Below are 23,509 nucleotides of genomic sequence, written 5' to 3'. Positions count from 1 at the left end.
AGAACAGGCTCAACCTTCAAGCGCTTCCGCAATAATCTCCGCACATTTTTCGTATCCCAGGGCCGAGCTATTCAGGCACAGGTCGTAAGATTCCAGCCTTCCCCACTCCGTTTGGGAGAAGGAGTTGTAGTAGCTCTTACGTTTCATGTCTTTTCGTTTGATGTAAAATTCTATATTTTTCATGTCGATGTGATCGACTTCGTGGGCCCTTTTGATCCGGTCCTCCATGTCCGATGCGTAGATGAATACACGGAGCGGCCTTCCGGCCTCCATCAGCGCCAGATCGGCACACCGGCCGATGAAGATGGCCGGGTGTTTCTCCGATAGTCTGCGGATGGTTTCACATTCCGCCTGGAAGATCTCATAGGGTTCCATTACTTTTCCAAAATTCCGGGCATTTCCGGAAGTCAATACGGCCAGATTGTAGAGCAGGCTGTCTGTCCGGATCTCGTCCTTTTCCTTTAGAACGCCAGGGTTCAGGCCGTATTTTTCAGCGGCCAGAAGTACCAGTTCGTAGTCATAATATGGCATATCCAGTTTTTTAGACAGCAGCTTTCCGATCTCTCTGCCGCCGCTTGCGTATTGTCTGCCTATGGTGACACTTCTGTTTATCATGTTTCTCCTTCCTTTCCTTCATGTCTGCATGCAGCGGGCTTTATGCGATCGCTTCCTCAAACTGGGAGTTGTAGAGTTCTGCGTAGAAACCGTTCTTAGAAAGAAGTTCATCGTGGCTGCCCTGCTCGATGATATCACCGTCCTTCATGACCAGGATCAGATCCGCGTCCTTGATTGTGGAAAGCCTGTGGGCAATGACAAAACTGGTTCTGCCTCTCATCAGATTATTCATGGCTTTCTGTATCCGGGCCTCGGTTCTGGTATCAACAGAACTGGTCGCCTCATCCAGGATCAGTATCTTATTGTCCGCCAGTATGGCACGGGCAATGGTTAAGAGCTGTTTTTGTCCCTGCGAGACGTTATCGGCCTCTTCATTCAGCTCCATCTGATAGCCTCCGGGCAATGTCTGGATGAAATGATGGGCATGAGCTGCTTTGGCTGCAGCGATGACTTCCTCGTCCGTGGCGTCCAGCCTGCCGTACCGGATATTTTCCATGATCGTCCCCTTGAACAGCCAGGTATCCTGGAGTACCATTCCGAAACTCTCCCTTAATTCACTGCGGTTGAAATCCCGGATGTCATGGCCGTCAACTTTGATACTGCCGCCGTTTACGTCATAGAAACGCATCAGCAGCTTCACCATGGTGGTCTTGCCGGCCCCTGTGGGGCCGACGATGGCCACGGTCTGGCCAGGCTCTACCTCGCAGCTGAAATCATTGATGATGATTTTATCCGGATTGTATCCGAAATGGACGTGTTCAAAAGTAACCCTGCCCTGAATTTCTTCTACGGATACCGGGTTCTCTACATTGTCAATTTCTTCTTCCTCGTTCAGGAACTCGAAAACACGCTCTGACGCGGCCGCTGTGGACTGAAGCATATTGGAAACCTGCGCCAGCTGCGAGATCGGCTGTGTAAAGTTACGGACATACTGGATAAATGCCTGGATGTCGCCGACTTCGATCACCCGTTTGACCGCCAGAATACTTCCGCTGACCGCCACTGCCACATAGCCCAGGTTTCCGACGAACATCATAATCGGCTGCATCATTCCGGACAGGAACTGGGACTTCCAGGCTGACTGGAACAGCACGTCGTTGGTTTCATCGAACTCCTGGATGGCGGCTTTCTCCCGGTTGAAGGCTTTGACGATATTATGGCCGCTGAACACTTCTTCCACCTGTCCGTTTACCTTGCCCAGATATTTTTGCTGGGTGATGAAATATTTTTGGGACATTTTTACAACGACACCGATCAGCAAAACGGAGATCGGCAGAATGACCAGCGCAATCAGTGTCATCAGCGGGCTTATGCTTAACATCATGATCAACACGCCGATGATCATGGTGACGGAGGTGATCAGCTGGGTAACACTCTGATTTAAGCTCATACCCAGGGTATCCACATCGTTGGTGATTCTGGAGAGGACTTCGCCCACCGTCTTGGACTCAAAATATTTCATGGGCATCCGGTTGATCTTTTCCGAAATCTCTTTTCGGAACCGGAAGCACAGTTTCTGGGAAATACCGGTCATGATCCAGCCCTGTACAAAGGAGAACAGGGAACTGATCAGATACAGGCACAGCATGATCAGCAGAATCCGTCCTATCTTTGTAAAATCGATGCCTCCCGACCCGGATATCTTACCCACCAGCCCGTTAAAAATCTCGGTGATTGCCTTACTCAGCACCTTCGGGCCGGCGATGTTAAAAGCAGTGCTGCCAATGGCAAAAATCAGCACAAAGACAATGCCTACTTTATATTTACTCATATATTTTAATAATTTTACAATGGTTCCTTTAAAATCTTTTGCCTTTTCGCCCGGCACCATTCCATGTCTGGGCCCCATGGGCCTTGCGCTGCTGCTGTCATCTTTTTTACTCATGATGCGCGGCCTCCTTTCAGTTCTTTCTCCGAGAGCTGCGATTTCGCGATTTCCTGATAGGTTTCACAGTTTTCCAGCAAATCCTCATGATTTCCCATCCCCACGATCCTGCCTTCATCCAGCACGATGATCTGATCTGCGTGGAGGATGGTACTGATCCGCTGGGCCACGATGATTACGGTCGCATCCTGAACCTTCTCATTCAGGGCTTTACGCAAAACCACATCGGTCTTATAGTCCAGCGCCGAAAAACTGTCGTCAAACAGAAATACCTTCGGATTCTTCGCGATCGCCCTGGCGATGGACAGCCTCTGCTTCTGGCCGCCGGACACATTCGTTCCGCCTTCGGAAATGCGGCTCTTGTATTGCTCAGGCTTGGAGTCTATGAATTCCACCGCCTGAGCGATCCCGGCCGCCTGTATCATAGCCTCGTCCGTTATCGTGTCCTCTCCGGCGAATTTGATATTGGATTCAATATTTCCTGAAAACAGCATTCCCTTCTGGGGTACAAAACCCAGCAGCTCCCTTAACTTATGCTGGGACAGATCCCGGATATCCACGCCGTCCAGCGTGATACGTCCTCCCGTTACATCATAAAATCTCGGGATCAGGTGGATCAGCGTAGACTTCCCGCAGCCGGTACTGCCTATGATTGCTGTCGTTTTACCCGGTTTTGCCGTGAAGCTTAAGTGGTGGAGGGTGTTCTCCTGCGCTCCGGGATAGTGGAACGATACGTCCTCAAAAGTCAATACGCCCCGGCATCCAGCCAGCTTTTCATCCTGGTTCTTCTCTTTATCCTGTATCGAACATGAGGTCTGCATAACCTCGTCGATCCGGACGGCCGCGACCCCTGCCCGGGGCAGCATGACGGACATCATAGTAATCATCAGGAAGGACATGATAATCTGCATCGTATAAGTAATAAATGCCATCATATCACCGACCTGCAGATTCCCCAGATTGATTCCCTGCGCTCCCACCCAGACGATCAGAACCGTGGTGCAGTTCATCACCAGCATCATCGCGGGCATCATAAAAGTCATAATCCGGTTGGTAAACAGCTGGGTTGACATCAGGTCTTTGTTGGCCTTCTCAAACCGCTTTTCTTCAAAGCGTTCCCGGCTGAATGCCCGGATCACCGGAAGGCCGGTCAGAATCTCCCGGGACACCAGGTTCAGTTTATCCACAAGAAGCTGCATCTTTTTGAACTTCGGCATTGCGGCGGACATCAGGACCGCAACCAGAAGGATACTGGCTCCCACCGAGACACCGATGATCCATCCCATCCCCGTCCTGGTACCGGCCACTTTGATAATACCGCCGATTCCCAGAATAGGGGCATATATGACGAAACGCAGCATCATTACCGTTGTCATCTGCACCTGCTGGATATCATTAGTACTTCTGGTGATCAGGGAAGCCGTGGAAAAATGATCCAGCTCATTCCCGGAGAAATCAACCACTTTCTGAAACATCCGGCTGCGCAGGTTCCGTCCGATCTTGGCCGCGGAATAAGAGCCCAGCATACCGGCCAGTATAGCTGCAATCACCATCACCAGCGTATATAAAAGCATAATTCCGCCGGACTTCAGCAGATAGTGGGTCTGATAAGCTCCCATATCGATCCCCAGCGCTTCATACTCTGCTTTCACAAACAAGATCGCCTTTTGGGTGATCAAGGACTCCTGCAGGTCTCCCATCTGGCTTAAAGCCTGGTCCTTCATTTTCATGACCTGATCTTTCGTCATTTGTCCGGAAGCGATCATGCCCTTCAGCGACTCCATGGTCATCTTCCCGGATTCCTCCACAGATGAGATCAGCATCATGGGAGTGCCCAGCATCTCATCCAGCTGTTCCAGGGCCTCCTTATTTTTGGTATTTAATACATAATTGCCGTCCGCATCCTGATCATAACTGGCCGACAATATCTTAATCTGCGCATCGTTCAGAAAACAGCTCAGGTTCTCAAATGTCTCCGGTCTCATTTTCTCCGGGGCCACATATTCGATGCCCCCCTGCTGTATTCCGACATCTACAATATTGGACGTATATTGGGGCAATGCCAGGTCACAGTACGCCTGAATAACCAGTAAGGCTATAATCAGCACCACCATACCCTTAACATCGCGCAGGTACTTGAATAATTTTGTCATCGTCTCTCTCCTTTCGTCCTGCTGTCTAACTCATCATCAATAATATCCGCTAACTCATTCCATAATACAATCAGCTGGCGGATATCCTCCTCCTTCATACGGTTTACTACACTTTTCAAAAATTCATCCATAGTGTCCACTGCATCCTGATGCTTCTGCCGTCCGGCCTCCGTCAGGTATACATAGGTATTTCTCCTGTCTTTTCGGTCCACCTCTCTGCTGATCAACCCCCGCTCTTCCAGTGTATGCAGCATTCTGGAAACTGCTGAGGACGCGATCTTCATATTTTTGGCCAGATCCGATACGCAGATTTTCCTTCCATCCTGGATAAGCGTATAGCGGTATATGACTTCCAAAGCCAGGAATTCTCCCTGAGAAATATCCGGAAACAGCACACTGAGCCTCACTCGTCTCATTCTACCTGCAGCTTTTAGCAGCTCTTCGGTTACCCCTCCTCGGTCCATTTCCTCATTCCTTTCCGTATCTTAATAAATATTTAACATTGTAATCTATTTACATTGTAAAATTTTAACTCCGATAGGAACTACTGTCAATATCTAAAATAGTTAAAGAATTATTTGCAAAAGGAATGTCTTTCGTCAATTTATATGATATCGATTCCACAAACTTTATTGACACTAAATTTGATCTATATTATTATACTTTATAGTTAGATTTCACAAGATTCCCGTTCAGAAAACTTAAAAACCCCCGGCTGCGGCGTATCTGTCTGCAGCCTCTGACTTTTACAAAAGAAAAAGGAGCCGGCAATGCTGGAAAAAATCAACCGCCAATATAATATTATCCGAAAATTAAAGTTATTAAACCTTTCCGATTCTCTCAATATCCTGCCCCACGGCGAACTAACTATACTAGATATCCTATGGAAGGCTTCCGAATCCCATCCGGGACAATACATTACCGTCTCCGACATCGCAAAGCAGCTGGGTGTAACACGACCCGCGATTTCCCGTACGCTACGCAAATTAGAAATGAAGGGCTGCATCCAGCGTCTGACAGACCGCCAGGACCGCAGGATCACATATGTCCTCATCACAGAAGACGGCCGTACCGCCCTGAATGAAAATATCGAAATTATAACATCCTTTATGAATCGGGTCTTTTCCCATTTTGAACCAAATGAAATAGACGAATATTTTAATCTGTCCAAGAAACTGGTAGATTCCATTACGGAAGAAGAAAAACTGCTGCTGAAATAAAATTCCTGGTGAAGAAGAATCGGGAGGAGAGGGAAGCCGCGGGGCCTTGGGCGGAGGTGCGGCTTCCCTCTCCTCCCTCTCACTAATTCAAGCTAGAATTCCATGCTCATTCCCAGCTTTTTTTGCTAAAATTTAATTAAATATTAGAATACTAAAAACAGTAGAATACCAGTCACCAAATTCAAATCTCTTGTACTATATCATTTATCGGCGGTCCTATGTTAATAGCGCCAAAGCAGGAGCGTTCTGCCGCAAAGGCAGGCTGGCCGGGAGGGGCAAAAAAGGTACGGCCCCCAAACCGCTTGAGGCCGTACCTTAGAACGGGTTTCGTCCTCTTCGGAGTTACCCGTTCTTAGGTCCGGCCGAAGCGGTTTGGGGGCCGTTTCTTTTTTGCCCCTCCCGGCCAGCCTGCCTTTGCGGCAGAACGCTCCGGACCATAGCAAATAAAATCCAAACTAGTGGCAGAAAATCCCTCCCATGTCGTGCTGGCAGATCAGTTTCACGCCGTTCTCTCCCAGCACTTCGATGGCTCTTTCATTGTCGGTTACCCGGAGGATCATATAGGCATAACCTTCTTTTCTGGAGGTAAAGGCGTAGGTGTATTCCAGATTGATCTCATTTTCTGCCAGCAGATCCAGGATTTTGGCCAGGCTGCCGGGTTTATCCGGCATCTCTACCGCCAGTACCGGTGTGATGGAGAATACGTAATCCGCTTCTTTCAGGACACAGGCGGTTTTGTAGGAATCATCCACGATGATTCTTAAGATTCCGAAATCCTTGGCGTCCGCCACGCACAGCGCATGCATATTGATCCCGTGCTGCTCCAGCAGTTTGGCGAATTCCGTCAGCTGTCCGGGCTTATTTTCCAGAAATACAGATATTTGTTTTGCTGTCATAAGTTTCTCCTCCTAATGGATTAGTATAGATTCCGCTTATCGATCACGCGGACAGCCTTTCCTTCACTTCTGGTGATACTCTTTGGCGCGACCAATTTTACAACCGCGTAGATGCCCAGCATAGCCTTTAACGCGCCGTTTAATTCTTTCTCTCTTACCGTAATCTTGGACAGTTCGTCGGAGAACATCTCAGGGGTCATCTCTACCAGGACTTCCAGCTTATCGCTGTTGTTTTCACGGGTAACAATAATCTGATAGTTGGCCGGATATCCCTTGTTCAGCAATACGGTCTCGATCTGGGACGGGAATACGTTGACGCCCTTGACGATCAGCATATCGTCGCTTCGGCCCATAGGTTTGGACATACGCACGTGGGTTCTGCCGCAGGAACATTTCTCCCGGTTCAGAACACAGATGTCTCTGGTGCGGTAGCGAAGAAGCGGGAATGCCTGCTTGGTGATGCTGGTGAATACCAGCTCTCCCTTTTCGCCGTCAGGCAGAACTTCTCCCGTCACCGGATCGATGATCTCCGCGATGAAATGGTCTTCATTGACATGCATACCGCCCTGTGCGCTGCACTCAAAGGATACACCCGGGCCTGAGATCTCGGTCAGGCCATAGATGTCATAGGCTTTGATATGTAATTTATTCTGGATGTCCTGGCGCATCTCCTCGCTCCAGGCTTCCGCTCCGAAGATACCTGCTTTTAACTTGATCTGATCCTGCAGACCCCTCTCATAGATACTCTCCGCCAGATAAGCGGCGTAGGAAGGCGTACAGCACAGAATCGTGGAGCCCAGATCACACATGAACTGGATCTGGCGGTCCGTATTTCCGGAGGACATGGGCAAGGTCAGGGAACCTACCTTGTGGGAACCTCCGTTTAAGCCGGGACCTCCGGTAAATAATCCATAGCCGTAGCACACATGAACAACATCATCCTTAGTCCCGCCGGCCGCGACGATGGCGCGGGCACAGCAGTCATCCCACAGATCCAGGTCGTGCTGGGTGTAAAACGCCACCACCCGGCGTCCTGTGGTTCCGCTGGTAGACTGTATCCTCACACAGTCGGACAACGGTACGGCTAACAGGCCGTAAGGGTAAGCCTCCCTCAAATCATCCTTGGTAAGGAAAGGCAGTTTATTCAGGTCCTCTGCGGATCTGATATCCTCCGGCACCACTCCTTTCTTCTCCATCAGATTGCGGTAGTACGGTACGTTGTCGTATACATGTTTTACTTGCTTTACAAGCCGCTCATCCTGCCAGGCTTTGATCTGGTCCCGGGATGCGCATTCAACTTCCGGCTGATAATAATTAGACATTGAAGTGTATCCTCTCTTTTCTTAAGTTTTCCATTAATCCACTATAATCAAATCGTGATTCTCCAGCAGCTGAGTCGCTTCTTCGATATCGTCGGTGTGGAACACCATCACCGGCGCCTGGTTTTCACGGATCACGAAAGAATAGATATAGTTTATACTGATATTTCCATCGGCGAGGATCTTTAACATGGCGTTTAAACTGCCTTTTTTATCCTCCAGCTCTACCGCCAGCACATCTCCTACCCGTACCACGAAGCCCCTGGCCGTCAGGGCTGCTTTGGCTTCCGCCGGCTGATCCACGATCAACCGCAGGATACCGAATTCCGGCGTGTCAAAAGAGGAGATTGCCCGGATATTGATATCCGCATCCAGAAGTGCATTTGTTACATTCATCAGGCTCCCGGAACGGTTTTCTACAAAAACGGATAACTGTTTTAACATGTTCGAACCTCCTATTTTGTGTAACCTATTTCAAAAGCTTTTAAATTGACCTGGACGGTTTTCGGGGGAACCGTTTTTTCGATTACCCGGCACCACTGCTCTTTGCTGAAATCCATATGCTGGGCCGCCACCCCGAGTACGATCAGATTAAAAGTCTTGGTATTTCCCAGTTTCCTGGCTTCCGCCATGGCGTCGATCGAATACAGTTTATATTCTTTCTCCAGATTTTCCAGGATATTTTCCGGATATTGCGCGTTTCCGATTACAACAGGCATCGGATCGATCCGCTGGTCATTGACGATCAGCACACCGTCTTTTTTGAGGAAATGAGCATACCGCATAGCTTCCAGCCTTTCAAAGGAGATCAGCACATCCGCACAGCCCTCTTCCACGATGGGTTCCGACACCTGATCACCGTAGCGGACAAAGGTGACGACACTGCCGCCCCGCTGCGCCATTCCATGTACCTCGGATAATTTTACATCATATCCGGCATCAATGGCCAGACCTCCCAGGATTCTGCTGGTCAGCAGGGTCCCCTGACCGCCGACGCCTACTATCATGATATTTCTTGTCTCCATTATCTTTCACCTGCCTTCTCAATTGCTCCGAATTTACACAGGGATTCACACAGACCACAGCCGGTACACATGGTGTCGTCAATTTTAATGATCCCGTCTTCCCTTCTGGTCATCGCAGGACATCCGGGTTTCATACACATACCGCATTTCTTGCATTTCTCTTCGTCTACCGCGTAATACGGTTTTTTCTCCTTGCTCAACAGAACGCAGGGGGATTTCGTGATAATGACGGAAATTTCATCTTTCGCGATTTCCTCTTTGATGACTCTCTGAAGCTCGTCGATATCAAAAGCATTGACCACTACCACATTTGGTACGCCGATGGCACGGCAGAGGCCCGGGATATCAATGGCGTAGGTGGGATCTCCCATCAGTGTTTTTCCGGTCGCCGCGTGATCCTGATGCCCAGTCATTCCCGTTGTGGAATTGTCCAGGATCATGACCGTACCGCTGGCCTGGTTATAGACCATGTTCATCAGAGAGTTGACACCGGTATGAAGGAAGGTGGAATCGCCGATCACGGCCACCCAGTCTTTTACATACTCTTTTCCCTTGGCTTTTTCCATACCGTGCAGCGTGGAAATGCTGGCGCCCATGCAGACCGTGGTCTCCACCACACCCAGCGGCGGTGCGGAACCTAATGTATAGCAGCCGATATCTCCGGCTCCGTGGATTTTCAATTTCTTTAATACATGATAGACGCTGCGGTGCGGGCATCCTGGACAGAGGATCGGAGGCCGTACCGGGATCTGCGCGGGATTTTTTAAGCCGAGATCTTGTTTTAAGATCGCTTTGCGCAGCAGGTTGGCACTGTATTCACCCTGCACGGTGAAGATCTCTTTTCCGATCAGCGGAATTCCCCAGGAACGCATCTGTTCTTCAATGACCGGTTCCAGCTCTTCCACCACATACAAAGTGTCCACTTTGGATGCAAAATCCTCCAGCAGTTTTCGGGGAAGCGGATTGACGATTCCAAGCTTACAGATCGAAGCTTCCGGAAGTACTTCTTTTACATACTGATAAGCGATTCCACTGGTGATAACGCCGATGCGGGTATCACCCATTTCCACCCTATTGACCGGGAAAGAACAGCCGTCTTCCGCCAGCTTTTTATTTCTGGCTTCCACTACCGGATGGCGGAATTTCGCGTTGCCCGGCACCATGACATATTTGGCAGGATTCTTCTCGTATCCTTTATCCTCGGGCACCTGGCGGTCGCACAGCTCCACCAGTCCCTGGGAATGGGATAATCTGGTGGTGACTCTTACAATAACCGGGGTGTCATAATTTTCACTGAGCTCATACGCGAATTTCACAAAATCCTTGGCTTCCTGGCTGTCGGAGGGTTCCAGTACCGGCACCTGCGCAGCTCTGGCTACCATCCGGGTATCCTGTTCATTCTGGGAGCTGTAGAGTCCCGGATCATCTGCCACTACCATAACCATTCCGCCGTTCACACCGCAGTAGGAGGCCGTATAGAGGGGATCACTGGCCACATTGAGCCCTACGTGCTTCATACAGGCAAGGGAGCGCACACCGCTGATGGAAGCGCCTATGGCCACTTCCGTCGCCACCTTCTCATTGGGCGCCCATTCAGAATAAACTTCCCCTTTATATTTTGCTATGTATTCACTGATTTCTGTACTGGGAGTTCCAGGATAAGCGGAGGATACCTTCACTCCCGCCTCATAGGCTCCCCGGGCGATTGCCTCGTTTCCCAGCATAATTTTTGTTTCTGCCATATCTTATAGTCCATCCTTTCTTAGATCTGTAACTCGCTTCGCTTTTCCTTCGAACCGCTGCAGGCTCTGGGGAGCCATAAGCCGGATCGTGGCATCCAGCCCCAGAATATCCCGCAGGCCCTGACGGATTCTGGCCTCCAGCGTGCTCAACATGGAGTATTTGTCCAACAGGCGGTCATCTACCAGCTCCACAGAGATAGTCATCACATCCAGATGGTTCTTTCTCTCCACCAGGATCTCATAGTGCGGCCCGATCTCCTCGATCTTTAACAGCACTTCCTCGATCTGACCCGGGAACACATTGACCCCTCTGATTACCAGCATATCATCCGAACGTCCCGACAGATTTTCCATCCGGCAGGTGGTCCTTCCGCATTTACACGGCTCATAGAACAGCCTGGAGATGTCTTTCGTCCGATAGCGCACCAGCGGCAGCGCTTCCCGGCCCAGGCAGGTGATTACCAGTTCTCCCTTTTCTCCCGCAGGCAGGACCTCGCCTGTATTCGGATCAATGATTTCCGGAATAAACCAGTCTTCATTGATGTGCATGCCGCACAGATATTCACACTCTCCGGAAACCCCCGGCCCGCAAAGTTCACTCATGCCATAGTTCTGCGTACACAGGAAATCTTCTCCCCACATCTTCTTCATCTCGGCGCGCATGGCCTCTGTCATACCTTCTCCGCCAAACAGGCCGATCTTTAAGTTCAGATCCTCAATCGGATCGATCCCGTTTAATTTTGCCACTTCGCCAATTCTCAACGCATAAGATGGAGTCGCCACAAGAAGGGTCGTGCCCATATCCTGCATGAACATCAGCTGCTTCTTCGTATTTCCTGTAGAAGTCGGCATCACACAGGCACCTATATTTTCCAGACCCATATGTAATCCAAGCGCCCCGGTAAACATCCCGTAACCAAAACAGATCTGCGCGATGTCATCACCGGTGGCGCCGCCCAGACAGGCGATCCTGGATACATTATTTGTCCACATATGCAGATCGTTCTTCGTGTAACCGACGATGGTCGGCTTGCCGGTGGTTCCTGAGGATGCATGTACCCGCTGCAGCTGTTTGCCCGGCACCGCGAACATTCCGGTGGGATAATTTTCCCGGAAATCGCTCTTGTTCGTAAACGGCAGCTTCTGAAGGTCTTTTAATGTTTTCACATCCTCCGGCTTCACGCCGGCCTCTTCCATTTTCTTGCGATAAGAAGGCACCCGTTCGTAAATATAGGACACGGTACTCTGCAGCCTGGCCAGCTGGATCTCTTCTATCTCGGCTCTGGGAAGTGTTTCTTCTTTTGCCCAAATCATGTTATTTCCCCCATTATTCAATAGTATAAATAGCATTATATCATCTATTTTATAATTTTGCACGTATTTTATTTTAGGACTTTAACGTTTTACAGGGAGAACGTTGGTATAGTTGAGGGGAAGCGGCGATGTTCCGGAAGGGGGGTCGGTGTTTTACAATGGATTTGTATCCTGCTTAAATTCTAGAGTTTTGAACTAAAAACGGCGTAACTCTTATAAATACTGGGCTGCGCCGATTTCTCTGTAGTCTGAATTTCACGCTCCATTATACCAACATTCAAGGGTATTAATCGTGATAAGGTGCCGGAAGAATGTATTATGAAGTTGTTTTAGGAACAGAATTTGGACTGGCATAAAATGCATAAAAGTGTCCGTTTAATGTATTTGATTTTTATAAAATATATACTATACTTAAATTAAAGCATTTAAGGATACTCTTTAAGGACTAAGCATTGACTTCTATTCATTCTAAATTATACATCTGTATTTTTACTTATCCATTTAATAAAATTTTAAAATTAAGTTATTTTGAAAGAAAGTGATTCCATTGTATCATGTATTTTAAACAATGTTAATAGTATTCAATCCTGTATCAAAACTATCTTTTTCTAATAATCGTCCGCCACCAATCCTGTTGGAGGGATACAAATGAAAAAAAGTATTGGTTTATTATTAGTGTGTATTTTAGTAATTAGTAACTTCAGCTTGGTTTTTGCCAGTTCAAGGCAAAATCCGGAAAGTTTGAATCAGGAGCTTAATTCGTTTGATATCAAAGGTTTAAGTAAAAAATACAATGTGGATGAGAATGAATTAAGAGAAGCCGTTAAGAATGCACTAAATTCGGATGTATTTTCACCATTTTCAGATATAGAAATTCCGGGCACGAACCAAAGCTCTGATGTAATTATACCAAATGGTGTACAAAGAAGGGGCGATTTTAGCGTAATTAACCAAGATGTAACTGCTTATACTGCTGAAAGAGGTAGGAAGACAGCAAGTGGAGTTTATCCTTATGTAGGTAATGTGGCTTGCCATCGTTATGACGATAAAAGTCCTTATATACCGTATGGAAGCACCGTAACATATCCAGAGTCAATTAAAATAGGAAGTAGTTCTAGAAGAAGTTTTACGGTTGATGATACAGGTACCGGAGGATCACGTTCCTATTGGTGGACGGATGTTTATTTTGGTTATAAACCGGATATGGACTCGCCCGCCTTAAATTTTGGGGTTAAACATTGGGCATATGATATTTCTACCCCGTAATAATACCCTATTCTGGACTATGTAAAATACTACAATTATCAGTATTTTAGTAAAAAACTTATAAATTAATTATTTGTGGCGGACGATTCTCTAGAGGATTTTATAATGAAAAAAAAATGGATAATAGTTATTGTGACGATCGTTATACTAGCGATTTCTGTCTGTACTATCATTAACCAGAATAATAACAAAAATGAACTAAGTGAATTGTTAACACTAAAAGAGGCTGCAGAATTGTCTATCTCTGAAGCCAAAAAATGGGCGGATGATGCAACGCTCGTTTATATAACAAGTGTTGACACGTCAGATAGTAATTATGAAAGCGGTAATGATGGTACTAGAAGGGCATGGACTTGTTTCCTTGAAAGCAAGATAAAAAATTCAAGTTATTTAGTTGGAATACATGATGGTAAAGTGACTAAGTCTGAGGAAGATGGTGGTGAAGGAACCAGCACAAGACCACCTATAGATATTAATAGTATTGTGGATTCTCCAGAGGCTCTCGATATAGCGAAGGAGAAGGGGTTGCAGGCGAGTGGAAAAAAACAGGATGAATGGATTAAAGGCTATGATTATATGCTGCGATATGCAGAACTTAGTAATGATCTTGATACCTCTTATTTGGCTATTTTAGTATATGGAATTTCACCTAATGGTAATTTTGCGCATGTTGTTATTGATGCTACGACAGGGGACATCTTAAATGCTAGCGAAGAAACCAGTTATGATAAAGATGGCCATTCTATATGGGAGGACTTTTAAAACTATTATTATAGCATTATAGCACGGGATGAAATAACAGACGTCCACTTTCCCGCCTACGACGTCTGCTTTATCACCAAGGAGAACCTCAAGGAATCCAGCAACCACAAGGGTTTTGTGGGCATACTACTTTTAAGCATAGACAAATTGGGGAAAGAAACAAAATAATTAAGTTTGATTTTTCGCCGGAGCAGAATCGTACAAGCTCCGGCGCTTTTAATATTTTCTTTTAAAATGAATATGGTAGAATAAACACATAAAAAGCAAAAAAGGAGAGGGTTCAGATGGATAATAATATGATGCAGCCTCAAAATACAAAAATCGTTATGTATCAGACAGAGGATTTTGGGGTCCATCTCAATGAGAAGTATAAAACCTATTTTGCTTCGGAACTTGAGATTTTATAATTTTGCACGTATTTTATTTTAGGGCTTTAACGTTTTACAGGGAGAACGTTGGTATAGTTGAGGGGAAGCGGCGATGTTCCGGAAGGGGGGTCGGTGTTTTACAATGGATTTGTATCCTGCTTATGGTTTGATATAAGAATAACCTTCCTGCTGTTTTTGGGCCAGCTCTACCACGCCGGCCGGGACTACCGCTGCGAAGGGGCACAGGATGGTATTTGGAGTGGTGTATTTTTTGAGCGCGTTGTTACAGGCGGCAAATGTAACTTTCTGTGCATCTAACTCTTCCATCCTTGAATAGAGATTGGCTTCTTCCGCTTCATGCTGGAACAATCCGGTGACTGCTATCCCGTTCGCTACGATTTCAATTTCAAATGTCGTATTGTTTTCCTTTCCATAATTCAGCATATTCATTGCGTTGCCCAAAACTAAATCCCATTTTTCTGTTTCATCAATATGGTATATTACTTTCATAGTTTATCTCCCTCTATTTTATTATTTTATATTATTATACTATATTTTACTGATCCTGTAGATAGGTATCACCATTCCAGTGGTAGAGAACCGGATCGCGTTCTCCTGTCTGCTGGTTATACCAATTTACCGAGAAGCTGCCGGGGGTGGGCTGGTCCAGCAATACAGAAGCTTCTTTTTCGTCATGGCGTTCGATATAGCTGAGAAGGGTTAGGCGGCCGCTGGTATCTATACTGTATAGATTATACTCGTTCCCTCCGCTCCACACCCAGCTGCCCAGAGTAAACTCCGGGTTTCCGTCTCCGTTATAGTCGGCTGCCGCAAGGGTTACCGGGCCGTAAAAACACAGTTCCGGCTGGGTCAGCTGTACTGGCATCTGATCCAGGATCCGGCCTTCCTTAAGTGTACGAAGTTCAAACTGCCCCACATAGTTCTCTCCGTCCTGGAAATAACCGCCATATATAAAGTCCGGATCGTCGGATCTCCATAGTTTTCCATCCGTCATTACCAGCTCCACATCAATGCCGCTTCCATCGGCAAGGGTCATGGGCGTGATTCCCATGGAGAAGGGGAATGTCATTCCGCCAGTATCCTCACCACCTGCATTTTCACCGCCTGTATTTTCCTCATCAGTATCAAGGTTAGCGGGTTTCTCATCTATAGACTCATCTTTATCAGCCTCTGCATCTGCCGATTCCTTTTTATCATCCACCGACGATTTCTGATTCTTGAAGAATCCTTCCGGAAGCTTGTCATTGCCCTCATAGTCCCACTGAGACAGCCAGTCGTAGGACGAGCGATAACTGTCTTCATCGATCACCAGATAGGTGTTGCCATAATTGGTGAACTGATGTCTCACTCCATCCGTTGTAGTGATATAAAAACTCAAACCTCCGCCGGCCAATACCTCCGGATTCTCCACATATCGGCCGCGGGAATGATGCAATAGCTCTACAATCTGCGGGTATTCTTCAGGTAAATACACGCGGTATTGCTTTCCTTCGTCGGATGGCATAACTACCAGCTCAATTTTGACTACCTCTTCCGGTCTCAGACTTTTCGCCCATTTCATGGAATCACGGGTAGCCGGACTGAAAATCAAGCCGGCAGATATGACGATCAGTATCACTGCCGACGCGATGATTCCCCAGAAAGCAGGCCTGTGATAATTCAACACATTGCGGATACGGCTTTTTATGTCGTTCTCACCGAAAGCGAGGGGGCCCCCGCTTAAGGTTCTGCGGCCGGAAGCCAGCGTTAACAAAGATGAGGCGTATTCCCTGCGGATCTCCTTACCCATATCGTGCAGTACCCGTTCATCGCAGGATAATTCCATATCTTTTTCCATCAGCAGAAAGGCTGCCCAAACCAGCGGATTAAACCAATGAATGCATAGAACCAGATAAGCCACCGGTTTGATCAGGTAATCCAGCCGCTTGATATGGACTTGTTCGTGGCAAATAATATAGCTTCTCTCTGATTCTTCTAATGCGTTTGGTATGTATATGGCCGGACGGAAAATTCCCATCACAAAAGCCGTCTCCAGATACTCCCCTTCATATATATTTATTTTCCTTCTTCTGAATATCCCCTGTATTTCGTCTCTTTTGTACAGATAGGCAGATCTCCTCAGATTCTTCATCTTAGTCAGAGATAGAATACTGTAAGCAAGCATTCCGGTTATGCCCGACAACCATATGACTGCTGCCGCCATCATGCCCGGCTGTGGTAACGTTTTATTATCCGGGTGGACAGACGTCTGCGGTGCCTGTCTTGTATTTGCCGCTGCTTCGGGTTCAGAATCTGCAGACTTGGAGTTTTCCGGATAGACTGCCGCCTCCGGGATTGCTGCGTTCCCAGATGGCAGAATACTGAAGATTCCTTCTATTGTAAATGGGCAGATTAAACGGAACAGCACCACACACCACAGTATATAGGAAAATATCTTTGGCGCCTTTTTTAATAGCATCCGTACTGCCATGATGATAAGTATCACATAACTGGCGGTTATACTCATGTTTAAGATCGTGATAAACAGTTCTTCCATCTTGTTTCCCCCTATGGTCCCGAAGTTCGCCAAGCATTGGTCTAATACTAATAGACCATTCTTTTCTTTTAGTCTATCACGAATAGACCATTACTGCAAGCGCCAAATGATGTGTCGCCAATGGCACAAATGATGTCCCGCTAATGACATTAGTTATGTATATATTAATAAAAAATCTACGGATTAGATTATCTACACTGAAATCGGCATTGAAATAACAAAACTAAGTTTCTCAGAAATACTGACACCGAAATATCAACACTTTATCTAACTGAAATATCGGCACGGAACATGGAAACATCACACATAACCAGAAAAGAGATCACCGGTATCAACATCTAAGATGTCAATGACCGGTGATCTCTTTCTATTATATTATATAATAATTGCCGAACTTCTTTTTAGCAATCACAGTCCCTGGTATCCAGGCAAACTGATTCCGGTTTTGCGAACGGATCGAAACAGGAAGCAGCATTTCTGCCTGACTCCATGCCTGCCGCATAACCACTTGCATATCCGGCCTTATAACCATCCTTATAGCCCTGTGCATAACTCTCGTCACGAACCGGACTGCAGGGCCGGTTCTCAGGACGGCACGGCGGCATCGGACGGTTCTCGGGACGACACGGCGGCATCGGACGGTTCTCGGGACGACACGGCGGCATCGGGCGGTTTTCAGGGAGACACGGCGGCATCGGGCGGTTCTCGGGACGACACGGCGGCATCGGGCGGTTCTCAGGACGGCATCCGGGCACCGGACGGTTCTCGGGACGGCATCCGCAGGACGGCCGATTCTGCGGCCTGCACTCGGGCATCGGGCGAGCTTCCGTGCAGACAGGCACCTTTTTGCATACTTTTACCTCTTTACATACTTGCACCTTTTGGCAAACCGGTGTTTCCCTGCATACTGGCGCGTTATTGCATCCGCAGTCAGGACGTACCCCGCTGCATCTATTTTCAACACGCGCTCCGGCGCATCCTCTGTCCGGGCGTGTGTTATTACATGTACAGTCGTTTCTCACCTGTTTGCATCCGCAGTCACATCGTGCTTCCTTACCGCCACAGTCAGGCCGCACAGATCCAGAGCCGCATCCCGGGAGGGTTGTTCCTTGATTTCCACACATATCCATACACTCCTTATCAATTATATACTGTATGATATGTGAAATTCAAAATTTGGTGCACAGCCCTGTGATCTTTATATTTTATAATCTTCATATTTCAAATCTTATCTTAATAATCTTAAATATTAAAATCTTCGGATTTAAAATTACTGTAGTATCTGCCTTTAACCGCTGTAAATTTTAACACACAGTAATCCGGGTCCTCCACTCCGCCCGGGTAATACATCGTATCCCCTTCCTGCCAGATCATTTCCTTGCTGTCCCGGTCCTCTAATATCTCCATCGTACCGATCAGCATGACTCCCCGGAAAAATCTTCTGTCGCAGGTATAGACACAAGCCTGCGGTTTTTTTAAAAACTCACCGACATGTCTGGATGATGTGTTAGTTGTTAAATAAAACGATTTGATTCCCTCTCTCTTTCTCGGCGCATACATGGCTTTGATATTCGGGAATCCTTCCACATCAACAGAACCAACATAGACTACCTTTTGTTTATCCAGCAGATTGCCGATCGTCTGCTCCGGATTTCTCATCATCTCTTTTTTTCTCCTTTCAGAAAATGTCATTTATCCAGCGCTGCCTGATATACTTCTTTTGCAAATTTTTTTGCATGATTCAAATCCTGGTCATCCGGATGCGTCGAAGCCAGGTCAAAATTTTCAATACTCTGCTTTATTTTTAAATCTTCCGGATTTTGTTTCTGAATTTCTTCATAGCGGTGTCTGACGGATATCTGCATCTTTCCCTGACAAAAAAATGCCCCCATGTACCGGTTGCTGTCTGGAATCAACGCTCTGACCCTTTGCTCAATTTGAGCAAAATAAGCAGGATCCTGTCCAAAACCCGCTGTTGCGAACAAAGCTATCTTTCTGTGATGTACTCCTCTGAGCAGTTCCGCCATCTCTTCCGGGCAGCTGCCCTTGTCAACCCAGAATCCGGCAAAGATAAGATCGTCCTCATCGATTCGTGCATCCTCATCGGAAAAGCCGGCCTGAAGTTTCTGTAAAACAGACGTTACCGGAAGGCCTTCGGCTATCGCCTTAGCCACCTGAACTGTATTTCCTGTATGGCTGCAATAAATCACTTTTACCTTCATATACTTCTCTCCTTTTTCCTGTTATCTGAATTTGCTGTTTAACCGCTATGCCACCTACTATATCTTCTATCGTAACACTTATGTCAATAGCAGCAAGCCCTGCAAGGGCAAACCAAAACAGGTGAAAAACGAATCCCCGCTTTTCACCTGCAACCATTTGTCTATTATTCAATTAGTTTAATTTACAGCGCCTCATTGGCTGCCGATTACATCTGCTCTGCGATCTGCTCTTCGGACATCCAGAAATTCGGTTCGGCTACCGATATGCAGTTCTCAGCTATCCGTTCTCTCAGCCAGTTTATATCGTTACGCAGCACTCTGGCCGGGTGCCCGGCTATGATACTGTTGGAGGAAGTGTACTCTTTGTTCAATAGGGAAGCCGCTCCAACTACGCAGTTATCCGGAACTTTTGTACCTTTCAGGCAAATAACCCGATAGCCGATCCAGACATGCCGGCCAATGATTATGTCCTTGGAAAAATTAAATCTCCTGCCCTGCAGGTCTACAATGGAATGACTGTCCCCGGTCCGGAAATGAATCTCGCTGGCAAACATACATTCTTCTCCGATCTGGATCTTCGTTGCCTCCAATGCTGCCAGATGAGTTCTGCCTTCTATACTGGTATGATAACCGATTCGTATCTCATTCCTGTCATCTTCCATATAAAACTCCGTCTGATTGGCTGACACACGATCGGAAATGTAGAGTACATTATGGTTACCGATAATGCGGATGGTACAATTCTTTAGAATACACAGGTCCCCAATGATGATCGTATTATTGCGTCCTCGGATGTCCAGCTTTACACCTTTCAGATAGGAGGATCCTATATCCAGCGTATTGTTGGTTCCCGCCCTCAAACGATTTCTCCCCGCAACTGTATTATACATATGCAGAAATGGTTTGAGTTTTCCGGTGTTCCGTAGTAATAATTCCTTTGCATCCATGGGATACACCCCCGTTTTTTGATGTATTTACCATTTCTATCATAACATATATCTATTTCTTAAACAATATGTCATCTTTTGTCAAATCAGGCACGGTTCAGCTATATAATTTAGCTAATTTTTACAATTTTTATTGTTAAATTTATATCTATAAGCCGATTTCGTGAAATTCTCCGACTTCGGCACTCAATAGCAGTTCCAGTTTTGATTGATCCGTAGCTACCAGTTTGATCCGATTCTCTCCTTTTTGTATCTTCACATTCACGGCCTCTATCTCCTCCTGCTGGCTCTGGCTCGTATTTTCTACCAGAATTGTCAGCGTGCCGTCGGGGCTGATCATTACCAGTTTCGCGTCCCCCTCGGAAACGGAAAGCTGATAAGAGATATCGATTTCCTCCTCCGCTGAGGCATCATAGGTCCACACCGTCCCCATACCGCCGAATTCCATAACCCCCTCATAATCCTGATCGTCTATGGTCTGAACATCGTTGTTCAGGTTATAGGTGTTGGAAGGACCGGAGATCTTTACATTGCTGTTATATACGGCATCCACCGAAGAGGCACATGCCGAGCATAACATCGTGACCGCTGCCATCAGACTCACTGCTATTCTTTTCATAGATATTCTCCTTTCAGGAACTGAGTTGTATGTATCTTAGACATTACTATATTATATCCTGCAAGGCCCTTCATAATACATGCTTTTCCCGCTGACGCCCCTTCTCATTATCCAGTCAGACAATGCTCCTGCCTCTTTGCTCTTTTTCCCTATTAAATTCATTATACAAATTATACGATCGGGATTATAATAAAACAAGAACTACCGTTTCAATCAGGAACGACGTAAGAGGAGGCATTGCCATATGCATAAAATTTATTCAAAGATAACGGATCAAACCGGTTTTTTCGAGGGACTGGATCCTGTAGAGCTGGCCAGGGATTACGGTACGCCGCTCTATGTTTATAATGAAAGAATTCTGCGCAGCCGCTGCCGCCGGCTTAAGAATCTGGTTACGTATCCCGATTTTGTGGTGGATTACTCGGCCAAAGCGAACAGTAATCCCGCGCTGCTGCAGATCGTCCGCTCCGAGGGGCTGGAAGCGGATGCCATGTCCCCGGGAGAAATCTATATGGAAAAATTGGCCGGATTTACATCCGATGAGATTTTCTATATATGCAATAACGTGTCAGAGGAAGAAATGCGCTATGCCATAGACGAGGGCGTTACCGTCAGCGTGGATTCCTTAAGCCAGCTGGAACAGTTCGGACAGCTCTGCCCGGGTGGGCGGGTGGCAGTCCGGTTTAACCCGGGCGTTGGCGCCGGTCATCATAGCAAAGTGGTTACCGCAGGCAAAAAGACCAAATTCGGCGTGGACCCCTCCTGTGTTCCCCAGGTAAAGCAGCTGTTGGATCAGTATCATCTGACACTTGTGGGTATCAATCAGCACATCGGGTCGTTATTTATGACCGATCAGGCCTTTTTGGACAGCCTGCCCTCCCTTTTCTCCATCGCGCGGCAGTTTCCGGGGCTTTCCTTTATCGATCTGGGAGGCGGCTTCGGTATTCCTTATAAAAAAGGCCAGGGAGAACAACCTCTGGATCTGTCCTCTCTGGGCCCCCGTCTTGATCAGGCCTTATATGATTTTGCAAAAGAATACGGCAGTCCGGTCACCTTCCGAATCGAACCGGGCCGCTATATCAGCGCGGAGTGTTCCGTTTTATTAGGCCAGGTGCACGCGGTAAAATACAACCACTCCCACAAATATATCGGCTGTGATATCGGCTTTCACATACTGGCCCGCCCAGTTCTCTATGATTCCTACCACGAGGTGGAAATCTATCGGGAGAGCGATGCCCCTTCCACCAGGCTCGAGGAAGTCACGATCGTCGGCAATATCTGTGAAAGCGGGGATATCCTGGCCTCCTGCCGGACACTGCCGGAAATCTTCCGGCACGATATCCTGGGCATCCAGGATGCCGGCGCCTATGGTTACACGATGTCTTCCAATTATAACAATCGACTGCGCCCTGCGGAGATCCTGATCCGGGAATCCGGCCAGGTGAAGCTGATCCGTGAGCGGGAGACCCTAGAGGACCTAACGAGGCATGTGCTTCCTCTTGACCTGTAGAAGCAGCCGGATATCGCTCGCAAGCATCCCGGCCAAGACCAGGAATCCCAGATAGCCCATACAGGGATAGATCAGGTTCACCAGTTTGGCAAAAGGCAGGCCTCCCCCAAAAAAGGCGGCGACTGCCAGGATCAGCGCGGTCCACCGAAACGCATTGCTTTTATCATCCGGATAGACCCGGCTGCAGGAGGACCACAACATCGGTACCGCCGTGGTAAAGATCCCCGCGAACATCATCAGCGTAAATACAGCAGAGGCACCGCGAAACCACTGCCCGGCGATCACCAGAGCCGGTATGTTTCTGCCGCAGACCAGATCGATGGACCCAAGCATTCCGAAGTTCAGAATCATGGCCGCCGCCATAAAAGACAGGCTGCTGCCCGCGGCACAGTATCTGCTGGTTTTGTAGTCCGGAAGCTTTTGTCCGATTCCGGTCAGAAACGGGAGGATCGTCATGATATTGAAGCTGGCATAACTAAGGCCTGAGAGCCACCAGGTCCCGGCGGCTCTGGTCAAAGTCAGTCCGGACATTTTTTCATACATCTGGGGGATGGTTACCGGTTTTTGGATCATGCAGGCGATCCCCATGCACACGACACAGGCTATGATCACCGGTCCTATTTTCCCGATGATATCCACCAGGCGATCCAGCCCCAGCAATACCGTGAACAGGGTTAGTCCCAGCATCAGAAAGCGGCCGATCCACACCGGTAATCCGTAATTCTCTTCCAGCAGCGCCCCTGCTCCGGAGAGCATGACTACATAGAGCAGAAAGAGAAATATGGGGGTGAGCCATTCAAAAATACCACCCAGAATCCTGCCGCAGTATCTGCGGTAGATCTGGTTTGTATTTTCCAGGTTCCATAACCTCACATCCCGCAAAACGGTCCGGAATGCCCAAAATAACAGCAGACAGGCCAATGCACCGGCCCCCAGGCTTCCCATCGGCCCGTAAGCGCTGAAAAACTGCAACACCTCCTGGCCGCTGGCAAATCCAGAACCGATCAAAAAAGCGATCAGGGCACCGCTATATTTCATTATAATTTTAAAATAGCTGTTTCTTTTCTTCATACTCCATACTATTCCAGG

At 47.4% G+C, this 23,509-nt stretch carries 22 protein-coding genes; 5 read left to right on the top strand and 17 right to left on the bottom strand.

Going from position 1 to position 23,509, the window contains the following annotated elements:
- Nucleotides 1-9: 9 nt before the first annotated feature.
- Genes KTH90_RS15935 through KTH90_RS15920 form a run of 4 tightly spaced genes read right to left on the bottom strand, consistent with a single transcriptional unit; the run spans nt 10 to nt 5,117 of the window.
- Entirely contained in the window at nt 10-615 is a 606-nt protein-coding gene (locus KTH90_RS15935) for a cytidylate kinase-like family protein (RefSeq protein WP_238727043.1), read from the bottom strand.
- Nucleotides 616-655: 40 nt separating this feature from the next.
- Entirely contained in the window at nt 656-2,500 is a 1,845-nt protein-coding gene (locus KTH90_RS15930) for an ABC transporter ATP-binding protein (protein WP_238727042.1), read from the bottom strand.
- Complete coding sequence (locus tag KTH90_RS15925) at nt 2,497-4,653, bottom strand: ABC transporter ATP-binding protein (RefSeq protein ID WP_158352110.1); 2,157 nt, start codon at nt 4,651-4,653, stop codon at nt 2,497-2,499. Before KTH90_RS15925 ends, KTH90_RS15930 begins: the two co-directional genes overlap by 4 nt.
- On the bottom strand, nt 4,650-5,117 hold the full coding sequence (locus tag KTH90_RS15920) for a MarR family winged helix-turn-helix transcriptional regulator (protein WP_158352111.1): 468 nt from the start codon (nt 5,115-5,117) through the stop codon (nt 4,650-4,652). Before KTH90_RS15920 ends, KTH90_RS15925 begins: the two co-directional genes overlap by 4 nt.
- A gap of 306 nt (nt 5,118-5,423) precedes the next feature.
- Here KTH90_RS15920 and KTH90_RS15915 point away from each other — a divergent pair, with 306 nt between their 5' ends.
- On the top strand, nt 5,424-5,873 hold the full coding sequence (locus KTH90_RS15915) for a MarR family winged helix-turn-helix transcriptional regulator (protein ID WP_158352113.1): 450 nt from the start codon (nt 5,424-5,426) through the stop codon (nt 5,871-5,873).
- Nucleotides 5,874-6,328: 455 nt separating this feature from the next.
- On the opposite strand, the gene KTH90_RS15910 is transcribed toward KTH90_RS15915, so the two are convergent.
- Genes KTH90_RS15910 through KTH90_RS15885 form a run of 6 tightly spaced genes read right to left on the bottom strand, consistent with a single transcriptional unit; the run spans nt 6,329 to nt 12,169 of the window.
- Complete coding sequence (locus KTH90_RS15910) at nt 6,329-6,769, bottom strand: ACT domain-containing protein (protein ID WP_158352115.1); 441 nt, start codon at nt 6,767-6,769, stop codon at nt 6,329-6,331.
- A gap of 20 nt (nt 6,770-6,789) precedes the next feature.
- Entirely contained in the window at nt 6,790-8,091 is a 1,302-nt protein-coding gene (locus KTH90_RS15905) for a phenylacetate--CoA ligase family protein (RefSeq protein ID WP_158352117.1), read from the bottom strand.
- Nucleotides 8,092-8,124: 33 nt separating this feature from the next.
- The gene (locus KTH90_RS15900) at nt 8,125-8,532 is read right to left on the bottom strand and encodes an ACT domain-containing protein (protein WP_158352119.1); all 408 of its coding nucleotides are present in this window, start codon (nt 8,530-8,532) and stop codon (nt 8,125-8,127) included.
- 11 nt (nt 8,533-8,543) lie between these two features.
- Complete coding sequence (locus tag KTH90_RS15895) at nt 8,544-9,113, bottom strand: indolepyruvate oxidoreductase subunit beta (RefSeq protein WP_158352121.1); 570 nt, start codon at nt 9,111-9,113, stop codon at nt 8,544-8,546.
- On the bottom strand, nt 9,113-10,855 hold the full coding sequence (gene iorA / locus KTH90_RS15890) for an indolepyruvate ferredoxin oxidoreductase subunit alpha (RefSeq protein WP_158352123.1): 1,743 nt from the start codon (nt 10,853-10,855) through the stop codon (nt 9,113-9,115). The genes KTH90_RS15895 and iorA overlap by 1 nt, the downstream gene beginning before the upstream one ends.
- Nucleotides 10,856-10,858: 3 nt before the next feature.
- Complete coding sequence (locus KTH90_RS15885; protein WP_158352124.1) at nt 10,859-12,169, bottom strand: phenylacetate--CoA ligase family protein; 1,311 nt, start codon at nt 12,167-12,169, stop codon at nt 10,859-10,861.
- 648 nt (nt 12,170-12,817) lie between these two features.
- Between KTH90_RS15885 and KTH90_RS15880 the strand changes: the two genes are divergently transcribed.
- The 3 genes from KTH90_RS15880 to KTH90_RS24930 all read left to right on the top strand — a co-directional run bounded on the left by KTH90_RS15880 (nt 12,818) and on the right by KTH90_RS24930 (nt 14,604).
- Nucleotides 12,818-13,435: an RlpA-like double-psi beta-barrel domain-containing protein gene (locus KTH90_RS15880; protein WP_158352127.1), complete on the top strand. Its 618-nt coding sequence runs from the start codon at nt 12,818-12,820 to the stop codon at nt 13,433-13,435.
- A 105-nt stretch (nt 13,436-13,540) separates the two neighbouring features.
- On the top strand, nt 13,541-14,197 hold the full coding sequence (locus tag KTH90_RS15875; RefSeq protein ID WP_158352129.1) for a PepSY domain-containing protein: 657 nt from the start codon (nt 13,541-13,543) through the stop codon (nt 14,195-14,197).
- Between the two features lie 284 nt (nt 14,198-14,481).
- The gene (locus tag KTH90_RS24930) at nt 14,482-14,604 is read left to right on the top strand and encodes a hypothetical protein (protein ID WP_275061417.1); all 123 of its coding nucleotides are present in this window, start codon (nt 14,482-14,484) and stop codon (nt 14,602-14,604) included.
- 120 nt (nt 14,605-14,724) lie between these two features.
- On the opposite strand, the gene KTH90_RS15870 is transcribed toward KTH90_RS24930, so the two are convergent.
- The 6 genes from KTH90_RS15870 to KTH90_RS15845 all read right to left on the bottom strand — a co-directional run bounded on the left by KTH90_RS15870 (nt 14,725) and on the right by KTH90_RS15845 (nt 20,910).
- A complete protein-coding gene (locus KTH90_RS15870; protein WP_158352131.1) occupies nt 14,725-15,075 on the bottom strand; it encodes a DsrE family protein in 351 nt (116 codons plus the stop codon).
- Between the two features lie 46 nt (nt 15,076-15,121).
- Nucleotides 15,122-17,122 carry a M56 family metallopeptidase gene (locus KTH90_RS15865; protein WP_158352132.1) on the bottom strand — a complete coding sequence of 667 codons (2,001 nt, stop codon included), beginning with the start codon at nt 17,120-17,122 and terminating at the stop codon, nt 15,122-15,124.
- A gap of 1,242 nt (nt 17,123-18,364) precedes the next feature.
- Nucleotides 18,365-18,781 (bottom strand): pyridoxamine 5'-phosphate oxidase family protein, encoded by a 417-nt coding sequence (locus KTH90_RS15860; RefSeq protein WP_158352315.1) that lies wholly within the window; start codon nt 18,779-18,781, stop codon nt 18,365-18,367.
- A gap of 29 nt (nt 18,782-18,810) precedes the next feature.
- Complete coding sequence (gene bilS, locus KTH90_RS15855) at nt 18,811-19,344, bottom strand: flavodoxin family protein BilS (RefSeq protein ID WP_158352134.1); 534 nt, start codon at nt 19,342-19,344, stop codon at nt 18,811-18,813.
- A gap of 206 nt (nt 19,345-19,550) precedes the next feature.
- On the bottom strand, nt 19,551-20,291 hold the full coding sequence (locus KTH90_RS15850; RefSeq protein WP_158352136.1) for an acyltransferase: 741 nt from the start codon (nt 20,289-20,291) through the stop codon (nt 19,551-19,553).
- 148 nt (nt 20,292-20,439) lie between these two features.
- The gene (locus KTH90_RS15845; protein WP_158352138.1) at nt 20,440-20,910 is read right to left on the bottom strand and encodes a hypothetical protein; all 471 of its coding nucleotides are present in this window, start codon (nt 20,908-20,910) and stop codon (nt 20,440-20,442) included.
- Nucleotides 20,911-21,154: 244 nt separating this feature from the next.
- On the opposite strand from KTH90_RS15845, the gene lysA reads away from it, so the two are divergent.
- On the top strand, nt 21,155-22,420 hold the full coding sequence (lysA, locus tag KTH90_RS15840) for a diaminopimelate decarboxylase (RefSeq protein WP_238727041.1): 1,266 nt from the start codon (nt 21,155-21,157) through the stop codon (nt 22,418-22,420).
- Here the strand turns inward: lysA and KTH90_RS15835 are convergent.
- Nucleotides 22,388-23,491, bottom strand: coding sequence for a YkvI family membrane protein (locus KTH90_RS15835; protein ID WP_238727040.1), 1,104 nt, complete (start codon nt 23,489-23,491; stop codon nt 22,388-22,390). The genes lysA and KTH90_RS15835 overlap by 33 nt on opposite strands.
- Between the last annotated feature and the right edge of the window lie 18 nt (nt 23,492-23,509).

The organism is Diplocloster modestus, assembly GCF_019042245.1.
GTDB classification, from domain to species: Bacteria; Bacillota; Clostridia; order Lachnospirales; family Lachnospiraceae; genus Diplocloster; species Diplocloster modestus.
The sequence above is the reverse complement of the archived record's forward strand: the minus strand, read 5'-3'. Positions and strand labels throughout refer to the sequence as shown.

Excerpts from the sequence above, each read along its gene's own strand:
- KTH90_RS15935 (WP_238727043.1), bottom strand. The coding sequence starts at position 615 with ATGATAAACAGAAGTGTCACCATAGGCAGACAATACGCAAGCGGCGGC.
- KTH90_RS15930 (WP_238727042.1), bottom strand. The coding sequence starts at position 2,500 with ATGAGTAAAAAAGATGACAGCAGCAGCGCAAGGCCCATGGGGCCCAGA.
- KTH90_RS15925 (WP_158352110.1), bottom strand. The coding sequence starts at position 4,653 with ATGACAAAATTATTCAAGTACCTGCGCGATGTTAAGGGTATGGTGGTG.
- KTH90_RS15920 (WP_158352111.1), bottom strand. The coding sequence starts at position 5,117 with ATGGACCGAGGAGGGGTAACCGAAGAGCTGCTAAAAGCTGCAGGTAGA.
- KTH90_RS15915 (WP_158352113.1), top strand. The coding sequence starts at position 5,424 with ATGCTGGAAAAAATCAACCGCCAATATAATATTATCCGAAAATTAAAG.
- KTH90_RS15910 (WP_158352115.1), bottom strand. The coding sequence starts at position 6,769 with ATGACAGCAAAACAAATATCTGTATTTCTGGAAAATAAGCCCGGACAG.
- KTH90_RS15905 (WP_158352117.1), bottom strand. The coding sequence starts at position 8,091 with ATGTCTAATTATTATCAGCCGGAAGTTGAATGCGCATCCCGGGACCAG.
- KTH90_RS15900 (WP_158352119.1), bottom strand. The coding sequence starts at position 8,532 with ATGTTAAAACAGTTATCCGTTTTTGTAGAAAACCGTTCCGGGAGCCTG.
- KTH90_RS15895 (WP_158352121.1), bottom strand. The coding sequence starts at position 9,113 with ATGGAGACAAGAAATATCATGATAGTAGGCGTCGGCGGTCAGGGGACC.
- iorA (WP_158352123.1), bottom strand. The coding sequence starts at position 10,855 with ATGGCAGAAACAAAAATTATGCTGGGAAACGAGGCAATCGCCCGGGGA.
- KTH90_RS15885 (WP_158352124.1), bottom strand. The coding sequence starts at position 12,169 with ATGATTTGGGCAAAAGAAGAAACACTTCCCAGAGCCGAGATAGAAGAG.
- KTH90_RS15880 (WP_158352127.1), top strand. The coding sequence starts at position 12,818 with ATGAAAAAAAGTATTGGTTTATTATTAGTGTGTATTTTAGTAATTAGT.
- KTH90_RS15875 (WP_158352129.1), top strand. The coding sequence starts at position 13,541 with ATGAAAAAAAAATGGATAATAGTTATTGTGACGATCGTTATACTAGCG.
- KTH90_RS24930 (WP_275061417.1), top strand. The coding sequence starts at position 14,482 with ATGGATAATAATATGATGCAGCCTCAAAATACAAAAATCGTTATGTAT.
- KTH90_RS15870 (WP_158352131.1), bottom strand. The coding sequence starts at position 15,075 with ATGAAAGTAATATACCATATTGATGAAACAGAAAAATGGGATTTAGTT.
- KTH90_RS15865 (WP_158352132.1), bottom strand. The coding sequence starts at position 17,122 with ATGGAAGAACTGTTTATCACGATCTTAAACATGAGTATAACCGCCAGT.
- KTH90_RS15860 (WP_158352315.1), bottom strand. The coding sequence starts at position 18,781 with ATGAGAAATCCGGAGCAGACGATCGGCAATCTGCTGGATAAACAAAAG.
- bilS (WP_158352134.1), bottom strand. The coding sequence starts at position 19,344 with ATGAAGGTAAAAGTGATTTATTGCAGCCATACAGGAAATACAGTTCAG.
- KTH90_RS15850 (WP_158352136.1), bottom strand. The coding sequence starts at position 20,291 with ATGGATGCAAAGGAATTATTACTACGGAACACCGGAAAACTCAAACCA.
- KTH90_RS15845 (WP_158352138.1), bottom strand. The coding sequence starts at position 20,910 with ATGAAAAGAATAGCAGTGAGTCTGATGGCAGCGGTCACGATGTTATGC.
- lysA (WP_238727041.1), top strand. The coding sequence starts at position 21,155 with ATGCATAAAATTTATTCAAAGATAACGGATCAAACCGGTTTTTTCGAG.
- KTH90_RS15835 (WP_238727040.1), bottom strand. The coding sequence starts at position 23,491 with ATGAAGAAAAGAAACAGCTATTTTAAAATTATAATGAAATATAGCGGT.